Here is a 17506-nt window from a genome sequence, read left to right as displayed (position 1 = left end):
TCAGGCGTCGAGACGCGATTCGTCGCCGGTGACGCTGTCGACGATGACATCGCCGCCGTCGCGCTCCGCGAGCCAGAAGAGCTTGCGGGCGTCGACGTGACGCTCGAACGTGATGTCCGGGGCGCTCGCGAGCGCGAACTTCCGCGTCGTCCAGCCGAAGACGGTGTCGTGGGCGCGCTCGCGGCAGAGCTCTGCCGGGAGGTCGGCGGGGAGCACGAGCACGTCCGCGACGTCGCGGGAGTCGACGTCGGGGACGACGTCCGCGCGGAGGACGAGGCGGCGCGCGCGGTCGACGCTCGCGACGTACGTCACCTCGCGGTCCGAGAGGAACGCACGTCCGACGGTGGCGCTCGCCTCGTAGATCCGATACGGGTAGGCGACGGCGCCGACGCGGCCGTCGGCCTCGACGTCGTCGCGCTCGACCTGCGGCGGGATGACGTCGAGAGTCGCGGACTCGCGACGCGTACCCGTGCGGGCGTCGGGTGCGCGGGCGTCCGAGTCGGTCGGGTTCGCGGCCATCTTCACTCCTCCCAGTAGTCCGCGGCGTCGACGTGCGCGCGGATGGTGTCGGTCTCGGTGACGGCCTTCGGGGCGTAGTCGCGGCCGCCGTCGGTCGCGTAGTCGGGGGTGTCCTCCTCGATGACGGTCGAGAGCGGCTTATCGAAGATGTCGAAGTGCTCGTCGACGCCCTCCGGGGGTCGGGTGAGGAGGGAGACGACGACGAGGACGAGCGTGGAGAGGATGAACGCGGGGAAGAGCCCGTAGACGCCGAGGAAGCTCGCGACGAAGCCCGAGCCCTCGGTGAGGCCGCTCAGGCCGAGCGCACCGAGGAGCGTCGAGAGCTGCGTCCAGAGGATCATCGTCGAGGAGCCGACGAGCATGCTCGCGACGGCGCCCTTCGCGGTGACGCGCTTCCACCAGAGGGCGGCGATGAGCGTCGGCCCGATGGCGGCGCCGAGGCCGCCCCACGCGTAGTCGAGGACGAGCGTGTAGATCGGGGTGTCCTTGGCGAGGTAGGCGAACATGATGCTGCCGGCGCCGAGCGCGAGCGTGACGAGCTGGGAGTAGCGCACGAGCTTCTCCTGGCCGGCGTCGGGGTCGATGAAGCCGTGGTAGACGTCCTCGACGACGGCGCTGGTGGCGACGAGGAGCTGTGAGTCCGCACTCGACATCATCGCGGCGAGCGCGGCGGCGAGGATGATGCCGGCGAGCCAGCCGGGGAAGAGGTCGATGGTGAGCATCGGCATGACGTTGTCCGTGTTCGAGATGCCGCCGCCGAAGACGACGAGACCGTAGAGGCCGACGAAGCCGGCGCCGATGTAGGCGACGAACATGAAGAGCTGGGCGACGACGGCGGCGAGACGGATGTTCTCGACTTCGTCGATGCCCATGAAGCGAACCATCACGTGCGGGTTGCCGGGGATGCCGAGCCCGATGGCGGCGTAGCTGATGATGCCGAAGACGGCGGCCCAGCCGGTCATCCCCGCGGTGACGCTGGAGAGACCGCCGCCCATCGCGGCGAGGTCGTCGAAGGGGAGCCCGTAGGAGGTGAACGCGAGGACGGGCAGGAGGATGAAGGCGGCGAGTATGATGGCGCCCTGGAAGTAGTCGGACCACGCGACGGCGAAGTACCCGCCCAGCATGGTGTAACCGACGACGATGACGCCGCCGGCGAGGATTCCCACGAGCGGGGAGACGCCGGTGAGGACCTGTAGGAGGGTGCCGGCGGCGACGATCTGCGCGCCGACGTAGCCGCCCTCGAAGAGCATGAGCATCACGGCGGAGACGCCCTTCACGAGGCCGGTGTCGTCCTGGAGGCGCGTCGCGAAGAACGTCGGGAGCGTGACCGCCCGGACGATCTCGGAGTACTTGCGGAGGCGCTTGGCCATGCCCGCCCACGCGAAGAGGTCGGCGGGGATCATGCCGAGCGCGTTGTAGAACGCCATGACGCCGGTGTTGTAGGCGTCGCCGGGGACGCCGAGGGTGAGCCACCCGCTCATCTCGGAGGCGCGCTCGGAGAAGCCGGTGACGACGGGACCGACCTCGCGGCCGCCGATGACGTAGTCGTCGACGGTGTCCATCAGCTGCGAGGAGTAGAGGCCGATGCCGAGCAGGATGAGGAGGTAGGCGGCGAAGGTGCCGAGCACCCACGTGCCCGCCGAGCCCGCGATCCCGCTAGGCATGTTCGCCCTCCGTCTCGTACTTCTCGTGGAGGCGACGCTCGCGTCTCCCCTCCCAGACGTAGTAGACGACGAGCATCACCAAGTACACCACGAACGGCCCGAACAGGTACAACAGGTTGGTCGAGTTTCCGTCTGGCATCGTTCACCGTTCTGCACCATATGTCTATAAATGTTTTGGACAATAGTTCATTTTATGTCTTTAAAACTGGATAATTGGGATTTAACTGCACGAACGTCTACCGATAGCTGTTCGCGTGGGCGGTCCGCACGGCGACGAGCGCCCCCCTACACGCCGACGACGGCGCGCAACGCGAAGAGGGCGTTCTTCTTGCGCTCTCGGACCCGCCGGTAGAAGTACTGGAACCACTTCGGCCCGTAGGGGGCGTACTGGTAGACGTCGTACTCCTCGGCGAGGTCGAACTGGGCGTCCTCGCGGACGCCCATGAGCATCTGGATTTCGAAGGGCGTCCCGTACTCCTCGTGGAGCTCCCGCGCGTACTCGAGCATCGCGGGGTCGTGACTGCCGACCGCGACGCCCTCGTCGAACTCCCGGAAGAGGAACTCGAGGTACTCCCGGTACTTCTCGTCGACCGTCTCCTGCTCGCGGTAGGCGATCGCGGCGGGTTCGTCGTACGCGCCCTTCACGAGGCGGACGGCCGCCGGGACGTCCGCGAGCCGCGCCAAGTCCGCCTCGGTCCGCTTGAGGTTCGCCTGAATCGCGAGCCCGACGCCGTGCGGGTGGCGCTCGGCCTGCTCGCAGACCGCGTCGAGCGTCTGGTCGGTCGTCTCGTGGTCCTCCATGTCCACCCAGACGAAGACGTCGCGCTCGATGGCGCGGTCGACGATGCGCGCGAGGTTCTCCTCGAACGCCGTCGTCGGCAGGTCGATCCCGATCTGCGAGGGCTTCACGGAGACGCTCGCGTCGAGGCCGCGCTCGGCGATCCCGTCGACGAGCCGGCAGTAGGCGTCCGCGTCCGCGTCCGCGTCCGGCCGGTCGTCGTAGTGCTCGCCGAGCAGGTTGAGGATGCCGCCGACGCCACGGTCGTTGACCTCGGCGACGTGCGCGAGCGCCGCCTCCGGTTCCTCCCCGGCGACGAACCGATTCGCTATTGGGGGAATCATACACACACCATCCGAATATATCCCCCTAAAGAGCCACCCTACCAAACGATTCGACGATTATAGATGGAAATAAACCGAACCGTCACGCTTCGGTCACGTATATCGGGCGTCTAACGACGGTTCGTGCAGTCGACCGAGGGCGGCCGCCGGGAGCACCGGGTGGCGACGCGTACCACGTCCCTCGCGGGGGGCGAGTCGGTGGCGAACCCGACAACTCATCAGGGCGGCGTCCTCCCGTCCACGTGATGGACCGGGAGCGACTCCTCGCCGCCGCACCGCTCGTCGCCGCCGCGCTCTGGGGCGGTATGTACGTCGTCAGCAAGTGGGGATTCGACGCCGTGCCGCCGCTGACGCTCGCGTTCCTGCGGGTGGTGCTCGGCGCGGCGACGCTCTACGCCGTCGTCCGCGTGTCGACGCCCGCGCGCTCCTTCTCGCGCGCCGAGTGGCGGCGCTTCGCGGCGCTCGCCGTCTTCGTCACGGGCGCGCTCACGACGCAGTTCGTCGGCACCGACCTGACGAACGCGAGTCAGGGCTCGCTCCTCACGGTCTCGACGCCGCTCTTCGTGCTCGCGCTCGGCGTCGGCGCCCTCGGCGAGCGCCTCACCGCGCGGAAGGCGGGCGGCGCGGCGCTCGCCGCCGTCGGCGCGCTCGTCGTCCTCGCCGGCCAGTACGACCTCGCGTCGCTCGCGGACGGCACGCTCCTCGGCGTCGGCCTCCTGCTGGCGTCCGCGCTCTGCTTCGCGGCGTTCACCGTCTACGCGAAACCGCTCGTCCGGCGCTACTCCGCGCTCGAGACGGCGACCTACGCCACCGTCCTCTCCGTGCCGCTCTTCGGCGCGTTCGTCCCCTTCGAGTACGCCCTCTCTCCGGGCGCGTTCGCCACCGTCCCGCTCACACTCCCGGTCGTCGGCGCCGTCATCTACCTCGGCGTCTTCAGCACCGCGCTCGCGTGGTACTGCTGGTACAAGGGCATGGAGTACGCGGACGCGAGCACCGTCGCGGTGTTCTTCTTCGCGCAACCGGTCGTCGGCGTCCTCCTCGGCGTCGCGTTCCTCGGCGAACGGCTCACTTCCGGCTTCCTCGTCGGCGCCGTCCTCCTCGCAGCGGGGACGCTCCTCGTGAACACCGAGTAGGCACGGGACGGCCGTCCCGAATTCACACGCCTTATTACTGGAGAGTAAAACCTCGTGGTATGCAGTTCGTCGCCACCGACGACCCGACTCGGAACGGACGCGGCCGGTCTCGCGCCTTCCGCACGCGGCGGCCGGTGAGGCCCGGCCGCTCGCCGCCCGCCGCGTCCTCGCTCGCGCTCGCGCGCTCACGTATCCGCTCGCACGCCGCTCACGGGGGCCGACCGGATGAGTGAGCGCCACGACATCACCGCCGTCTCGGGCGGCCGCGTCCGCGAGTACCTCTCCGAGATGGGGCCGTCGTGGGTCGCGGGCGCCATCGCCGCCGGCCCCGCGTCGATGGCGAGTCTGCTGACGGCCGGCGCGAGCTACGACTACGCCCTCCTCTGGGTCGTCGTCCTCTCGGCCGTCGCCGGCGCGCTCTCCCAGTACCTCGCGATGCGCCTCGGCCTCCTCACCGAACGCGGCGTCGTCGGCGTCGTCGAAGACCACCTCGGCGAGTGGTGGGCGTGGCTCCTCGTCGTCGACGTCGTCCTCGCCGCCGGCGTCGCCCAACTCGTCATCATGAAGACCGTCGCCAGCGTCTCCGCCACCATCACCGGCACGCCCGCGTGGGTGTGGGGCGTCGTCTGGGCGCTCGTCCTCGCGCTCGGGCTCGCCGGCCGCGGCTACCGCCTCCTCGAACTCGTCGCGAAACTCCTCGTCGCCGGCGTCGTCCTCGCGTTCGCCGCGTCGCTCCTCGTCGTCCCCGTCGACCCCGGCGCGGCGGCCGCCGGCCTCGTCCCCACGCTCCCCGCGAACAGCGCGCTCGTCGCCGCCGGTATCCTCGGTGGGGCCGTCCACGTCACGCTCATCACGATGCACTCCTACACGATGCGTGCGCGCGACTGGACGCGTGAGGACTACGGCCTCGCGACCTTCGACGTCGGCGTCTCCATGCTCGGCGCGTTCGGCGTCTACAGCGTCGCCATCTTCCTCGTCGCCGCGAGCGTCCTCACCGACCCGAGCCTCGGCACCGTCGGCGCCGCTCAAGCCCTCGGCCCGCTCGTCGGCGCGAACGCCCAGTGGCTCTTCCTCCTCGGACTCGGCGGTGCGGCCGTCTCCACGCTCGGCGGGAACACCATCGTCCCGCCGTTCGTCCTCGCGGACAAACTCGGGTGGGAGACGGACGTCTCCGACGCCCGCTATCGCGGCCTGCTCGCCGCCGTCGCGCTGCTCTCCGCGCCCGGCGCGTTCGTCGGCGGGGCGGTGCTCGGCCAGCTCGTGCTCGTGCTCGCGCTCGGCACCGTCGGCACGCCGTTCGCCATCGCGGTCGTCCTCTACCTCCTCAACTCCGACGCCGTCCCCGAGTCGAACTCGGCGGCTGCGAACCTCGGCGGCATCGCGCTCCTCGTCGTCACGGGCGCGCTCGCCGCGAACTTCGTGCGCGAACAGCTCTCCGGTGGTTTCGCGCCGCTCGCGGGCGCCGTCCTCGTCTTCGCCGTCCTCGTCGCGCTCGCGACGCTCGGCCTCCTCGTGCAGTACGCACGCGACCGTCCGACGAGCGGCGACGCGGCGTAGTCGGCCTGCGTCCGTCAGTCGTCGCTCACCGCGCCGCTCGCGTCCTCGACGTCGACGCGGTCCTCCGTGAGGTCGCTGTCACGCCACGTCCCGCGCTTGTACCACGCGTACGCGAGGAGCGCGCCGAGGACGTTCGAGACGGCGAACGCGACCCAGATACCGGTCTCGCCGATGGACTCCGCGCCGAACCACGCGACGGGGAAGCGCACGACGGCGAGCATCACGACGGAGATGGCGGCGGCGGTGAGCGTCTTGCCGGACCCACGGAAGCTCCCGGTGTACGCGCGCATCACGCCGATGAAGCCGAACGTGAGCGCGACGTAGCGGAGGAATTCGACGGAGATGTCGACGACGGCGGGGTCGGTGGTGAAGACGCTCGCGATCGGTTCTGCGGCGAGCAACACGAGGACGCCGGCGGCGCTGAGCACACAGAAGAGCACTTTCGCCGCGAGGTCCGCGGCCTGCTCGGCGCGCTCGGGTTTCTCCGCGCCGACGTTCTGGCCGGTCATCGTCTCCACGCCGCGCGCGACGGCGATAGCCGGGAGGAAGATGACGGAGAAGACGCGCGTCCCGATGCCGTAGGCGGCGACGACGGCGTCCGGGAAGAACGCGACGATGAAGAGGAGGAGGTTCATCGAGAGCGCGCGCCCCGTCCCCTCGATGGACGCGGGGACGCCGATGCGCGCGAGGCGGCGGAGGTAGGTGAGGTCGGGCGCCATGTCGCGGAGGTTGATCTGGACGCCGCGCGTCCCCCGGAACATGATCGCGAGGCCGACGACGAGCGCGAGCGCGCGCGAGAAGACGGTAGCGATAGCCGCGCCCTGAATGCCGAGCTCGGGGAACGCGAGCGTGCCGACGAGGGGGGCGTTCTCGACGACCGTCCAGCCGAAGATGAGGAACGGGTCGATGACGATGTTGAGGACGACGGAGCCGAACATGACCAGCATCGGCGTGATGGTGTCGCCGTAGCCGCGCATGAGCGAGATGAAGACGGCGAAGCCGAACATGAAGAGGAGGCCGAGCGAGATGACCTCCATGTAACTCGTCGCCATCGGGAGGACGTCCGTGGACGCCCCCATCAGCATGAGGAAGTCGTTGACGAGGAAGTAGCCGATGCCGCCCAGGAGGATGGAGGCGAGGCCGGCGAACGTGACGGTCTGCGAGGCGGCGTACTCGGCGTCGCGCTCCGCGCCCGCGCCCGTGAACTGCGCGACGAGGACGCTCCCGGCGACGGAGATGCCGAGGCCCAGCGAGATGAGGAGGAAGACCATCGGGAACGCGAAGCTGATGGCGGCGAGCGCGTCCGTGCTGTACTGGCCGAGCCAGAAGGTGTCCGCGAGGTTGTACGCGGTCTGGAAGAGGTTCGTGACGACGATGGGGAGCGAGAGGAAGAACAGCGGCTTCCCGATGCTCCCGGACGTGAGGTCGAACTCCTCGGGGCCCTTGAACAGCCGCTCGACCTGCCGGCGGACGCCCATCAGCCCCACACCCCCACCGATGGCGCGGTGTCGCACGCGACGGCGATATCGGAGAGCGCAGTGACAGCGATAATACGCATCTGGATGCTCGTCCTTACTAACTATTCAGTCAAAAGCCTTCGGTACGGCGACCCCGTGTGCTCGCGTCTCCCACTCGTGGGACCTTCTCGCGCACTGCTGTGGCGTGCTCGTCCCGTCGGGGCGGCCGTCGCGTCAGTACGCGAAGACGTCCCACGTCCACGCGCCGAGCGAGCGCGACCCGAGCGCGTCCGGCCGGTCGACCGCCACCCCGTCGCCCGTTTCGACGGCGTACGTGAGGTTCCTGACGAGTCGGGTCTCGCCGTCACCGAGCGTCGCGTTCAGGCGCGCGCGCCCGCCGAGGACGACGCCGCGCGCCTCGTCGACGCGCACTCGTACCCGCGCGGTCGACGCGTTCACGCTCGACGCCTCGCCGCGCTGGAGGGCGTCGAACACCGCCGGCCCCCCGCGCAGTTCGAGCGTCCGCGTCCCGTTCGCCTCGCGAACCGTCGTCCACGCCCCCGTGTCGGCCTCGGGGAGGCCGTAGCCCGCCGGGCCCGTGACGGCATCGCCGTCCGTCAGCTGCCAGTAGCCGGGGAGCGCCACCGCGACGCCGCCGTCGACGCGGCGCTCGCCGAGCGCGAACAGCGCCGGGTCGAAGCCGGCGAGGCGGTAGGTGACGCAGCTGTCCGCGTACCCCGACCGCGTCCGGTCGTCGTAACGAAGCGCCACGTAGACGCGGCGGTCGTCGCGCTCGACGGCGGCCGTGGCGACGACGCGCTCGCCGTCGCGTATCTCCGTCGCGACGGTGCGATAGCTCCCGGTGACCGTCCGCTCGCGCGCCACGGCGTACGCGTCCGTCGCGTTCGCCGGCAGCGTCGCGTCCGCGCTCCCCACGCCGGGGCGCGTCTCGCTCACCCGTATCGCGCCCGCGCCGACGACGAGGCCGGAGACGACGAGCGCGGCGAGCGCGACGCGCCGAACCGGGACGGCACCCACCCGCTCGGACCCGACGGCGAGCGCGACGTGCATCGGGTACGTCAGCGTGGCGAGGAGGACGAGCGTCCCCGCCACGACGAACACCAGCGTCAGGAGCGCGAGGAGCGCCGCGTCCCGCGTCGGGTAGCGCGCGTCAGCGAGCAGGAGGACGGCGGCGGCCACGCAGAGCGCGACGAGAGCGCACGCCGCTTGCAGGCCGAGCGCGGCGGCGCTCCGACGCCGGTCCGCGAGCGCGCATAGCGGGGCGCGGACGCTCGCTCGGAGAGGAGCGCCGGCGGCGGCGCGCCCGATGGCGGGCGCGAGCGCGCCCCACGCGACGAACGCGCCGGTGGCGATGCCGACGAGCGGCGCGACGTGGACGACCGTCTTCGAGACGGAGCCGCCGGCGGCGTAGACGGCGTATCGGACGGGCGTGTCGAGGACGAGGAACGCGGCGGCGCCGAGCGCGAGCGCGACGGCGTGACAGCCGACGGCGAGCGCGAGGAGGCGCGGGCCGCGCTCGCGGAGGCGGTCGGGAACGCGCCAGTCCGGGGTCGCGTCCGCGTCGACGACGGCGGCGCGGACGGTGGGTGCGACCGCGCCGAGCACCGGGACGGCGACCACGGGCGGGCAGACGACGGCGAGGACGGGATGGGCGACGGCGAGCGCGAGTCGGAGGGCGCACTCGGCGAGGAGCGCGCCGCCCGCGAACGCGAAGACGCGCGGGCGGTTCAGCGCGACGCGGCGGCCGTCGCGGAGGGCGGAAGGCATCTGAGGAAAACTGGGTCAGCGGCCCCCGTAAAGTCTCGGCCCGGGTCGAGAGAGGCGGCGCGCGCGGCGTCAGGCGGTCGCGCTCGCGCCCGTCGAGCCACCGGTCGGGAGCGTCGTCCCGCCGGTCGAACCCGGCGACCCCGTCTGCGGGGCGCCCGGCGTCTTCGAGCCGGAGACGAGGAACTCGGCGGTGTCGCCGACGAGCACCTCGTTGTCGGCGACGGTCGCGCCGTCCGGCGAGAACGCCCACGTGTCGCCGACCGCGACGACGTTCCCGTCGCGGACGACGACCGAGTAAGTGCCGTCCTTCCGGGTGGTCGAGTAGCTCGCGTCCTCGACGGCGACGGCCGTCGTCACGTCGTCGTCGGCGACGACCGGGACGGCGGCGTCGAAGACGACGCGCTCGGCGTCGCCGGCGAACTCGCTCCCGCCGCTCGGCGTCCCGTAGACGTACTGGAAGTTGTTCGCGTTCTCCGTCATGTCGTAGAGGTAGCCGGCGTCGAAGGTGAGGCCGAAGCGCGCGGCGACGTCGTCGGGCTGGCCGCTCGCGCTGCTCGACGTGCCGGTGGAGAGCCCGAGGAGCGACGTCGCGCTCGTCGCGCTCGAGGGGGTGTCCGCGAGCAGGAGGACGCGCCCACCCGCGTCCGAGAACTCCTCGACGGTGTCGACTTCGTCGCCGCTGTACGCGCTCGCGGGGTTCGCGACGACGAGCGCGTCGGCGTCCTGCAGCGTCCGCGCGAACGCCGACCCCTCGCTGCTCGCGTAGCCGACCGGCGAGGAGCCACCGCCGTAGAAGCGGACGTCGTGGCCGCCCGCGACGAGCGCGTTCACGAGCGGCTGGAGCGTGCTTCGGCTCACGGCGTTCCCGTGGCTCACGTCCACGACGACGGTCTTCGACTCGCTCGCGTCCGGCGTCGGGACGGTGCCGTCGTCGGCGACCGGGTCGGCGAGGAGCGTCGCCGCGTCGTACGCGGGCGCGTCCGGCTGCGTCGAACGCGGGCCGTCGGCGTAGTCGGCGACGACGCCCGCGCCGGCGGTCACGGCGACGACGAGCATGACGGCGGCGGCGAACGGTACGACGAGCGTGCGGAGATCACTGGCTTGCATTGATGGACACCTCCGTGTCGGGGGTTTCGAGCGACCCGTGGAGCATCAGGTAGTGGACCGTGTCGGTGCCGCTGTACCCGAACGTCGCGTGCGTGCCAGCGCCGCGTTCCGACCCTGTGTCGGCGCCGAGTCCGAGCTGGCTCAGCACGTCGGGCTGCGGTGACTCCATGCGGACGACCGCGTAGTCGCCGAGGCCGGCGCGACCGGCTGCGTCGCCGATGGCGGTGTCGACGCCGCCGACGGAGTCCGCGAGGCCGAGTTCGACGCCGCGAACGCCCGAGTAGACCTTCGCGTGCGAGAGCTCGGCGCGCGTGAGCGCGATGGAGTCGTTCCGCTCGGCCATCACGCTCCCGACGAACGCGCGCCGCAGGGACTCGACGCGCTGTCTGACTTCGGTCTGCGTCCCGGTCGAGCCCTTGTCGGGGCCGGTGACGACTTCGCCGGTCGGTACGCCCTCGCTCGGGAGGGTGGCGCGGACGCCGACGCTCCCGACGCTGCTCGCGGGCGTGACGTAGATCGCGTCCGCCGGCGCGCTCATGTAGTAGCTCCCGGAGGCCGCCATCCCGGTGACGCTCACGACGACCGGCATCACCTGCTGGGTGCGCTTGACGGCGAGGTAGAGCTGTTCGCTCGCGGCCGCCGAACCGCCGGGGCTGTCGACGTCGAGGACGACCGCGTCGATCGAGTCGTTTTGTCGGGCGTCGCGGAGGTTGTCGACGACGCCGCTCGCGGTCTCCGTGGTGATGGTGCTGTGCATCTCGATGACGGCGACGGAGCCGTCCGGGCCGGTCGTGCGGTCCCAGACGGTCGGCGCGACGACCGCGCCGACGAGCAAACCGACGACGGCGGCGACGACGACGAGTCGTCCGGCGGTCGAGAGGCGCCGATTCATGCGGTCGCCTCACCCGTCTCGCCCGACGCCGCGTCGTGCTCGTGGACAGTGACGTTCGCGTAGCGGACGGTCTCCGTCGTCGTCGCGCCGTCCGCGCCTGTCCACGTCGTCTCGACCTTCAGCGGGAGGCGACGCTCGGTGTCGATCCAGACGCGGCGCTCGACGCTCGTCGACGCGTTCGCGTCCGACGCGGGGTCGAGCGAGACGACGGCCGTCCGGTGGCCGTCGAGGACCGTCGTGCGCTCGAGCGTGACGTTGCTCGTGCGGACGAGCGTCTCCGCGAGCGCGCCGTAGGACGCGCGTTGGCCGTCGCCAGCGCGCTCGAGGCCGGTCGAGAGGACGGGGCGCGCGGCGTCGCTCGCCGCGAGATCGACGGTCTCCGTGGTGCCGGCGCGCGCGCCCGACTCGTAGGTGAGGCGCATGCGCTCGCCGGTTTCGACGTCGAGGGTCGCGCGGACGGACGCACTCGTCGTCGGCGTCTCCACGGTCTTCGTGACGGTCGCGGTGTAGGAGTCGATGCGGTCGTAGCGCTGCTGGACGTGCTCGCCGACGGCGTCGGCGTCCGAGAGACCGCCGGTCGGGAGCGTCGAGCAACCGGCGAGGAGGAGGACGCCGACGAGTCCGATGGCGAGGACGCGGCGGCTGGGTGAATTGCGGGGCATCCGTCGTAACGCGCTCGTCGCCGGCGGGTTAGCGTCAACGACCGAACAGGTGTGCACGACGTGTACGCCGTCGTCGACGCGACCCGGACCCGTCAGTCGAGCGGGTCCTCGAGGTTCCCCATGACGGTTTCGAGCGCGTCCGTCGCGGTGAGGAGGCCGACGACCTCGCCGTCCCGGAGGACGAGCGCGATCTCCTGATCCTCCGCCTGGAACTGGTCGAAGGCGTCGCTGACGCTCGTGTCCGCCGCGAGCGTCATCGGCGGCGCCGCGATCCCCTCGAAGGACGTCGTCCCCTCCGTGAGCCCCTCGTAGTGGTCGATGATGGAGGGCGAGTAGACGATGCCCCGGAAGTCCGTGAGGTCGTCACCGACGACGGGGAAGCGCGTGTGCGGGCTGCTTCGGATGCGCTCGAGGTTCTCCTCGACGGGTGCGGAGACCGAGATGGCGACGATGTCGTCGGCCGGCACCATGATTTCGCCGATCTCGAGCTCGTCCGCGTCGAGCGCGTTCATCACCTCCTCACGGCGCTCCTCCGGGAGTTCGCCGCGCGTGAGGAGCGAGTCGAGGCGGTTGCGGAGGTCGGCGCGCGACTCGAGGACGTCCTCCTCGGTTTCGAGCCACGCGCCCGTCATCTCGACGCCGAAGAGCTTCAGCGTCCCCTTCGCGATGGCGTCACCGAGCGTGATCAGCGGCGAGATGAGCCGGTTGAACCAGTAGAGCGGCGTCGCGCCGTACCGACAGACGGTCCGCGAGCGCTCGACGCCGAGGTAGGTCGGCGTCTGCTCGCCGTGCGTGAGGTGGAGGAGGTTGATGATGGCGAACGCGAGGACCGCGCCGGCGCCGACGGACGCGAGCGCGGTGCCCGCGAAGTACGGCTCGAAGAGCGCGGCGAGCGCGGGTTCGGCGACGATACCGACCGCGATGCTCGACGCCGTGATTCCGACCTGACAGGTCGTGAGGTAGATCTCGAGATCGTTCGTCATCGCCCACGCACGCTCGAGCGCGGAATCGCCGTCGACGAACTCGGACTCGCTGAACTGCCGGGCGCGCGTCAACCCGAACTCGATGGCGACGAAGAAGCCGTTCGCGAGGATGAGTCCGACGCCGGCGAGCAGTCGCAGGACGACCTCGAGCGGAGTCATCGACTGCACCTACCGAGAACAGCGACAAAAGCCTCGGGGCCGCTCGCGCGTTCAGGCGTCCGCGCGGCCGTCGTCCGTGTCTGAATCGCCGACCGACACCGGGTCTCGCCGTGCGACGTACCCGGGTGGCGCGCTACTCCTCGTCTCCCGCCTCCCCCTCGGTGAGGTTGAGGCCGGCGACGAGGCGCGCGGTCACGATCTGCTCGACGATGGCGAGCAGTTGGGTGTCGTCGGTCGTGTAATCCGCAAAGATGCCGAGCGGCACCTCCCCGCCCGCCATCTCGCGGTGGCCGCCCGCGCTCCCGACGCCCGCGAACGCCTCCGCGAGCGCGTCACCGATGTGGACGCGCGGATCGGTCGAGCGCGCGCTGACGTGGATGCTCGCCTCGACGATACCGAAGACGACCGCCGTCTCGACGCCTTCGAGCGTCGCGAGGTAGTCGGCGGCCTGCGGGAGCGAGTCGCGGTCGGTCGTCCGGCCGACGTGCGAGATGAGCGCGGCGCCGCGAACCGTCCGGTTCTGGATCGCGGTGGCGATCGCGTCGAGCGTCGCCCCCGAGACTGACGGCGTCGACAGTCGCGCGAGCAGGTCGTCGTTCGCGTGCTCGTGGAGGTAGCCGGCGGCATCGTACTCCGCGCGCGTCACGCCACGGAGGAAGCCGAGCGTCTCGCGGCGGATCGCGAACAGCAACGCGGTCGCGAGCGCGGCGTCCGTCTCGACCGCGAGCTCGCGGACGTACTCCGTGAGGATCGTCGCGGTGGCGCCCGCCGACTCGCGGTGGTCGACGAAGCGCGCCTCGATCTCGTCCGCCGGATGGTGGTCGATGACAACGTCGACGGGCGTTCCCTCGGGGACGCGGTTGTTCGCGCCCGGCACCGCGTGGTCGACGAACGCGAGCAGCGACCCCGGCTCGCGGTCGCGAACGAGCGTGGGGTCGAACGGCTGGAGGTCGATGTCGAGGAGGTTCACGAACGCCCGGTTCTGCTGGTGGGAGACGTCGCCGCTGTAGAGGATGCGCCGGTCGTCGATGCCGACGGCGGCCGCGATACGCCCGAGCGCGAGCGCGCTCGCGAGGCAGTCCGGGTCCGGGTTGTTGTGACAGATGATCGTGAGCGTGTCGCCGTCGGCCAAGAGGTCGCGGAGGTCGCTCGCCTTGCTCATGACGCGGACGTTCCACGGCGAGACGGATAGGTACGGGTGCCGCGACGCGACGCCGACCTCGCCCGGCGCGTCGAGGACGCGACACCCGGCGCGCGGGTCGCGACGGTCGCGCGCCCGCTCGCCGTCCCGACCCGCGCTCCCCTCACTCCTCGAGGAGGCCGAGGTCGGCGGCGACGAGGTCGGCGAGCCGGTCCGCGACGTCGGGGTCGACGGTCGCGATTTCCTCGCCGTCGTGGACGCGCTCGTTGTGCCGCTCGACGGACGCCGCGACATCGGAGAGCGCCACGCGGTTCGTCGTCTCACAGGCCTCGCAGTGTACCGGAACCGTCGGCTCGTCGTTCTCGCTCGCCATTGCTCGCGTTTCGCCCGATGGCGGTACAAGCCTTTCGCAACCGCGCTCGCGGGTCGCCTCGGGTGTCAGCCGAGGCGAGAGCGTCCACGGGCACGTGACGACGCGACGCCGCTCTGTGGAGGGAAAAGGCCTATAACTACCAGCGGACTACAGAGGAGTATCATGTTACCTGATGGCGTGCTGTTCATCGGTGGGATGCCCGGCGGGATGGAGCTAGCGATCGTCCTCCTCATCGCCGTACTGCTCTTCGGCGCGAGCAAGATTCCGAAGCTCGCGCGCTCGACGGGGCAGGCGATGGGCGAGTTCCAGCGCGGCCGCGAGGAGATCGACCAGGAACTCGAGGACATCCGCGAGGGCTCCGACGCAGACGCGAGCGACGTCGAGACCGAGGAGTCCACGCGCTCCGCGAACTCCAGCTAACCCGCGCCGCCTTCTCCCGCGTCCGCCCACCGAGGGCGACACGCACGCCACGGTATCGTTTCACGCACGGGGAGCCGCGCCACTGCGCTCCTCGTCGCCGTCCCCGACCGAGAACCGAGTGGCCGCCGGCTCAGAGGTCCGCGACGTCCTCGATGGCGTCCGTGAGCGCCCGGATGCTCTCGACGTCGTGCTCGCCCATGTGGCCGATTCGGAACGTCTCCTCGCCGAGCTGGGAGCCGTAGCCGTTCGAGAAGACGAAGTCGTACTCCTCGCTCACTTCCTCGATGGTCGCCGCGACGTCGATCCCCTGCGTGTTCTCGATGCAGGAGACCGTCTGTGACTCGTAGCCCGCCTCCGGGAACATGTCGAAGTGCTCGCGCGCCCACTCGCGCGTGTACTCGGCCATCTCGCGGTGGCGCGCGTCGCGGCCCTCGTGGCCCTCCTCCAGCATGTACTTCATCTGCTTGCGATAGGCGAGCATCACGGGAATCGCGGGCGTCGAGTGCGTCTGGCCCTTCCGGTCGTAGTAGTCGAGCGAGCGCTGGAAGCCGCCGTACCACGACGCCTCGTCCTTCTCGAGTTCGCGCTCGTAGGCCTCCTCGCTGACCGCGCAGACCGCGAGACCGGGCGGCATCGCGAACGCCTTCTGCGTCGAGGCGAAGATGACGTCGATGCCGTGCGCGTCGATGTCCACGTAATCCCCGCCGAGGGCGGAGACGGCGTCGACGACGAAGTAGGTGTCCGGGTAGTCCTGCAGGACGTCACCCACCTCCTCGATGGGGTTGCGAACGCCCGTCGAGGACTCGTTCATCACGCACGCGACGACGTCGTAGTGCTTCTCGCTCTGCTCGAGGTGCCGGCGGATGTCCTCGGGTTTCACCGCGTCGCCCCAGTCGTACTCGAGGCGGTCGACGTCCTTCCCGAGGCGCTCGGCGACGTTCGCGTGCCGCTCGCTGAAGCTCCCGCAGGTCGGCACGAGGATGTTCTCGTCGACGAGGTTCAGCGTCGAGGCCTCCCAGAACTCCGTGCCCGACGCCGTGAGGACGACGACGTCGTTCTCGGTGCCGAGGAACTCCTTCGTGTCCTCGACGATGGTCGTGTAGAGGTCGGTCATCCGGTCCATCCGGTGGCCGAACATCGGCTGGGCCATCTCCTCGATGACGTCCTCGCGGACTTCGGTCGGGCCGGGAATGTACAGCGTCTTGTCGGGATAGTCGCCCGTGTATTCGCGTTTCTCGGTCACGGAATCCACCTGAATATCGACTACTCCGGGACGACGTACAAAGGTAGTTGTGATTGTGGCGAGTGCCCTCGCTCACGCGACCCCGCCGAGAGCCGTGCCGGGAAACCAACCCGTATCCCCGCACGCCACCGAGTCGACGTATGGAGTTGTCCGCCGTCGATCTCTCGCCCGTCCCCGCCGAGGGCACCGCGAGCGACGCCTACGCGAACACCGTCGAATCCGCCCAGCAGGCCGAGCGACTCGGATACGCGCGCTACTGGGTCGCCGAGCACCACGGGAACGGCGACGCGCTCGCCGGCACCACCCCCGAGGTCCTGCTCGGCCACCTCGCCGCCGAAACCGACTCGATCCGCCTCGGGAGCGGCGCCGTCCTCCTCAACCACTACCGGCCGTTCAAGGTCGCCGAGCAGTTCGGCGCGCTCGACGCGCTCGCGCCCGGCCGCATCGACGCCGGCCTCGGGCGCGCGAACGGCTCGCCCGCCGTCGACAGCGCGCTCGGCACCGACCGGCGCGTCGAGAACCCCGACGCCGACCACCGCGAGAAACTCGAAGCCGTCGCCAGCCACCTCCACGACGACTACCCCGACGGCCATCCCTACGCCGACCTCGCCATCCCGCGCTCGGACGCCACGCCACCGAAACCGTGGGCGCTCGGCTCTAGCCCCTCCAGCGCGAAACTCGCCGGCGAGCTCGGTCTCCCGTACTGCTTCGCGGCGTTCATCCGCCCCGAGTTCGCCGAGCGCGCCGTCGAGACCTACCGCGCGCACTTCGAGGCCTCCGCGCTCGCCGGCGGCGTCGACGCGCTCGAGGCGATGGTCGCGCTGAACGCCGTCTGCGCCCCCAGCGACGAGGAAGCCGCCCGCCTCCGCGCCGTCGCCGAAGCCACGTTCGCGCGCATCGCTCGCGGCGAAACCGCCCGAATCACCTCCGTTGAGGCCGCCATCGAGGAACTCGGCGGCGTCCCCGACCCGACGCCCGCGACGCTCGACGAGGGCGAGTGGCCGCGCGCCATCTCCGGCAGCCCCGAGACGCTCGCCGGCCTCCTCGACCAACTCGCCGACCGCCTCGGCGTCGAGGAAGTGATGATCCAGCACGCCGTCGCCGACCACGACGACGCCCTCCGCTCGCACCGCCTCCTCGCCGACGGCGTCGGCCTCACCCCGCGCTAACGCCGCACCATCGACCCCCCGGGGGACCGGCCACTATCGCGGGTCGACGAAAATATTCAAGCACATCCCCCGCGAAGCACCGCCACGGCCGGCGAAACGGCTATGGTTACAGACGAA

The 17506-nt window shown here is 70.7% G+C and carries 18 protein-coding genes; 5 read left to right on the top strand and 13 right to left on the bottom strand.

The genetic code is table 11. The features are described from left to right. The 4 genes from IEY12_RS11230 to IEY12_RS11215 form a co-directional block, all read right to left on the bottom strand. Positions 1 to 519, bottom strand: coding sequence for a hypothetical protein (locus tag IEY12_RS11230; RefSeq protein WP_188883807.1), 519 nt, complete (start codon positions 517 to 519; stop codon positions 1 to 3). 2 nt (positions 520 to 521) lie between these two features. Further along, positions 522 to 2183, bottom strand: a complete 1662-nt coding sequence (locus IEY12_RS11225) for a sodium/proline symporter (RefSeq protein WP_188883806.1) — start codon at positions 2181 to 2183, stop codon at positions 522 to 524. Beyond that, positions 2176 to 2322 (bottom strand): hypothetical protein, encoded by a 147-nt coding sequence (locus tag IEY12_RS11220; protein ID WP_176969883.1) that lies wholly within the window; start codon positions 2320 to 2322, stop codon positions 2176 to 2178. Before IEY12_RS11220 ends, IEY12_RS11225 begins: the two co-directional genes overlap by 8 nt. A 146-nt stretch (positions 2323 to 2468) precedes the next feature. Next, positions 2469 to 3305, bottom strand: coding sequence for a proline dehydrogenase family protein (locus IEY12_RS11215; protein WP_188883805.1), 837 nt, complete (start codon positions 3303 to 3305; stop codon positions 2469 to 2471). Between the two features lie 123 nt (positions 3306 to 3428). On the opposite strand from IEY12_RS11215, the gene IEY12_RS15880 reads away from it, so the two are divergent. The 3 genes from IEY12_RS15880 (at position 3429) to IEY12_RS11205 (ending at position 5995) form a co-directional block, all read left to right on the top strand. Further along, positions 3429 to 3551 (top strand): hypothetical protein, encoded by a 123-nt coding sequence (locus IEY12_RS15880; protein WP_268246004.1) that lies wholly within the window; start codon positions 3429 to 3431, stop codon positions 3549 to 3551. Next, positions 3551 to 4438, top strand: coding sequence for a DMT family transporter (locus IEY12_RS11210; protein WP_188883804.1), 888 nt, complete (start codon positions 3551 to 3553; stop codon positions 4436 to 4438). Before IEY12_RS15880 ends, IEY12_RS11210 begins: the two co-directional genes overlap by 1 nt. A 225-nt stretch (positions 4439 to 4663) precedes the next feature. Next, positions 4664 to 5995, top strand: coding sequence for an NRAMP family divalent metal transporter (locus tag IEY12_RS11205; RefSeq protein WP_188883803.1), 1332 nt, complete (start codon positions 4664 to 4666; stop codon positions 5993 to 5995). Between the two features lie 14 nt (positions 5996 to 6009). Here the strand turns inward: IEY12_RS11205 and IEY12_RS11200 are convergent, their stop codons facing one another. The 8 genes from IEY12_RS11200 to IEY12_RS11165 all read right to left on the bottom strand — a co-directional run bounded on the left by IEY12_RS11200 (position 6010) and on the right by IEY12_RS11165 (position 14557). Further along, entirely contained in the window at positions 6010 to 7473 is a 1464-nt protein-coding gene (locus IEY12_RS11200; protein ID WP_188883802.1) for an MATE family efflux transporter, read from the bottom strand. A gap of 213 nt (positions 7474 to 7686) precedes the next feature. Then, positions 7687 to 9240 (bottom strand): hypothetical protein, encoded by a 1554-nt coding sequence (locus tag IEY12_RS11195; protein ID WP_188883801.1) that lies wholly within the window; start codon positions 9238 to 9240, stop codon positions 7687 to 7689. Positions 9241 to 9309: 69 nt separating this feature from the next. Then, positions 9310 to 10347, bottom strand: coding sequence for a DUF4350 domain-containing protein (locus IEY12_RS11190; RefSeq protein WP_188883800.1), 1038 nt, complete (start codon positions 10345 to 10347; stop codon positions 9310 to 9312). Beyond that, on the bottom strand, positions 10334 to 11239 hold the full coding sequence (locus tag IEY12_RS11185) for a S49 family peptidase (protein WP_188883799.1): 906 nt from the start codon (positions 11237 to 11239) through the stop codon (positions 10334 to 10336). The genes IEY12_RS11190 and IEY12_RS11185 overlap by 14 nt, the downstream gene beginning before the upstream one ends. Beyond that, on the bottom strand, positions 11236 to 11901 hold the full coding sequence (locus tag IEY12_RS11180) for a LolA family protein (protein WP_188883798.1): 666 nt from the start codon (positions 11899 to 11901) through the stop codon (positions 11236 to 11238). The genes IEY12_RS11185 and IEY12_RS11180 overlap by 4 nt, the downstream gene beginning before the upstream one ends. A 92-nt stretch (positions 11902 to 11993) precedes the next feature. Further along, entirely contained in the window at positions 11994 to 13043 is a 1050-nt protein-coding gene (locus IEY12_RS11175) for a CNNM domain-containing protein (protein ID WP_188883797.1), read from the bottom strand. A 133-nt stretch (positions 13044 to 13176) separates the two neighbouring features. Continuing rightward, positions 13177 to 14205: a DHH family phosphoesterase gene (locus tag IEY12_RS11170; RefSeq protein WP_188883796.1), complete on the bottom strand. Its 1029-nt coding sequence runs from the start codon at positions 14203 to 14205 to the stop codon at positions 13177 to 13179. Positions 14206 to 14347: 142 nt separating this feature from the next. Beyond that, a complete protein-coding gene (locus IEY12_RS11165; protein WP_123077578.1) occupies positions 14348 to 14557 on the bottom strand; it encodes a DUF8149 family protein in 210 nt (69 codons plus the stop codon). 195 nt (positions 14558 to 14752) lie between these two features. Between IEY12_RS11165 and IEY12_RS11160 the strand changes: the two genes are divergently transcribed. Further along, the gene (locus IEY12_RS11160) at positions 14753 to 14977 is read left to right on the top strand and encodes a Sec-independent protein translocase subunit TatA/TatB (protein WP_188884018.1); all 225 of its coding nucleotides are present in this window, start codon (positions 14753 to 14755) and stop codon (positions 14975 to 14977) included. 130 nt (positions 14978 to 15107) lie between these two features. Here IEY12_RS11160 and IEY12_RS11155 read toward each other — a convergent pair whose 3' ends face one another. After that, on the bottom strand, positions 15108 to 16220 hold the full coding sequence (locus tag IEY12_RS11155; RefSeq protein WP_188884017.1) for a pyridoxal-phosphate-dependent aminotransferase family protein: 1113 nt from the start codon (positions 16218 to 16220) through the stop codon (positions 15108 to 15110). Positions 16221 to 16360: 140 nt separating this feature from the next. Here IEY12_RS11155 and IEY12_RS11150 point away from each other — a divergent pair, with 140 nt between their 5' ends. After that, entirely contained in the window at positions 16361 to 17389 is a 1029-nt protein-coding gene (locus IEY12_RS11150; RefSeq protein WP_188883795.1) for an LLM class flavin-dependent oxidoreductase, read from the top strand. The last annotated feature ends 117 nt before the right edge of the window (positions 17390 to 17506 follow it).

The organism is Halarchaeum grantii (genome assembly GCF_014647455.2).
Lineage (GTDB): Archaea > Halobacteriota > Halobacteria > Halobacteriales > Halobacteriaceae > Halarchaeum > Halarchaeum grantii.
Note: the sequence above shows the minus strand (reverse complement) of the source record. Positions and strands in the feature narration are given on the sequence as shown.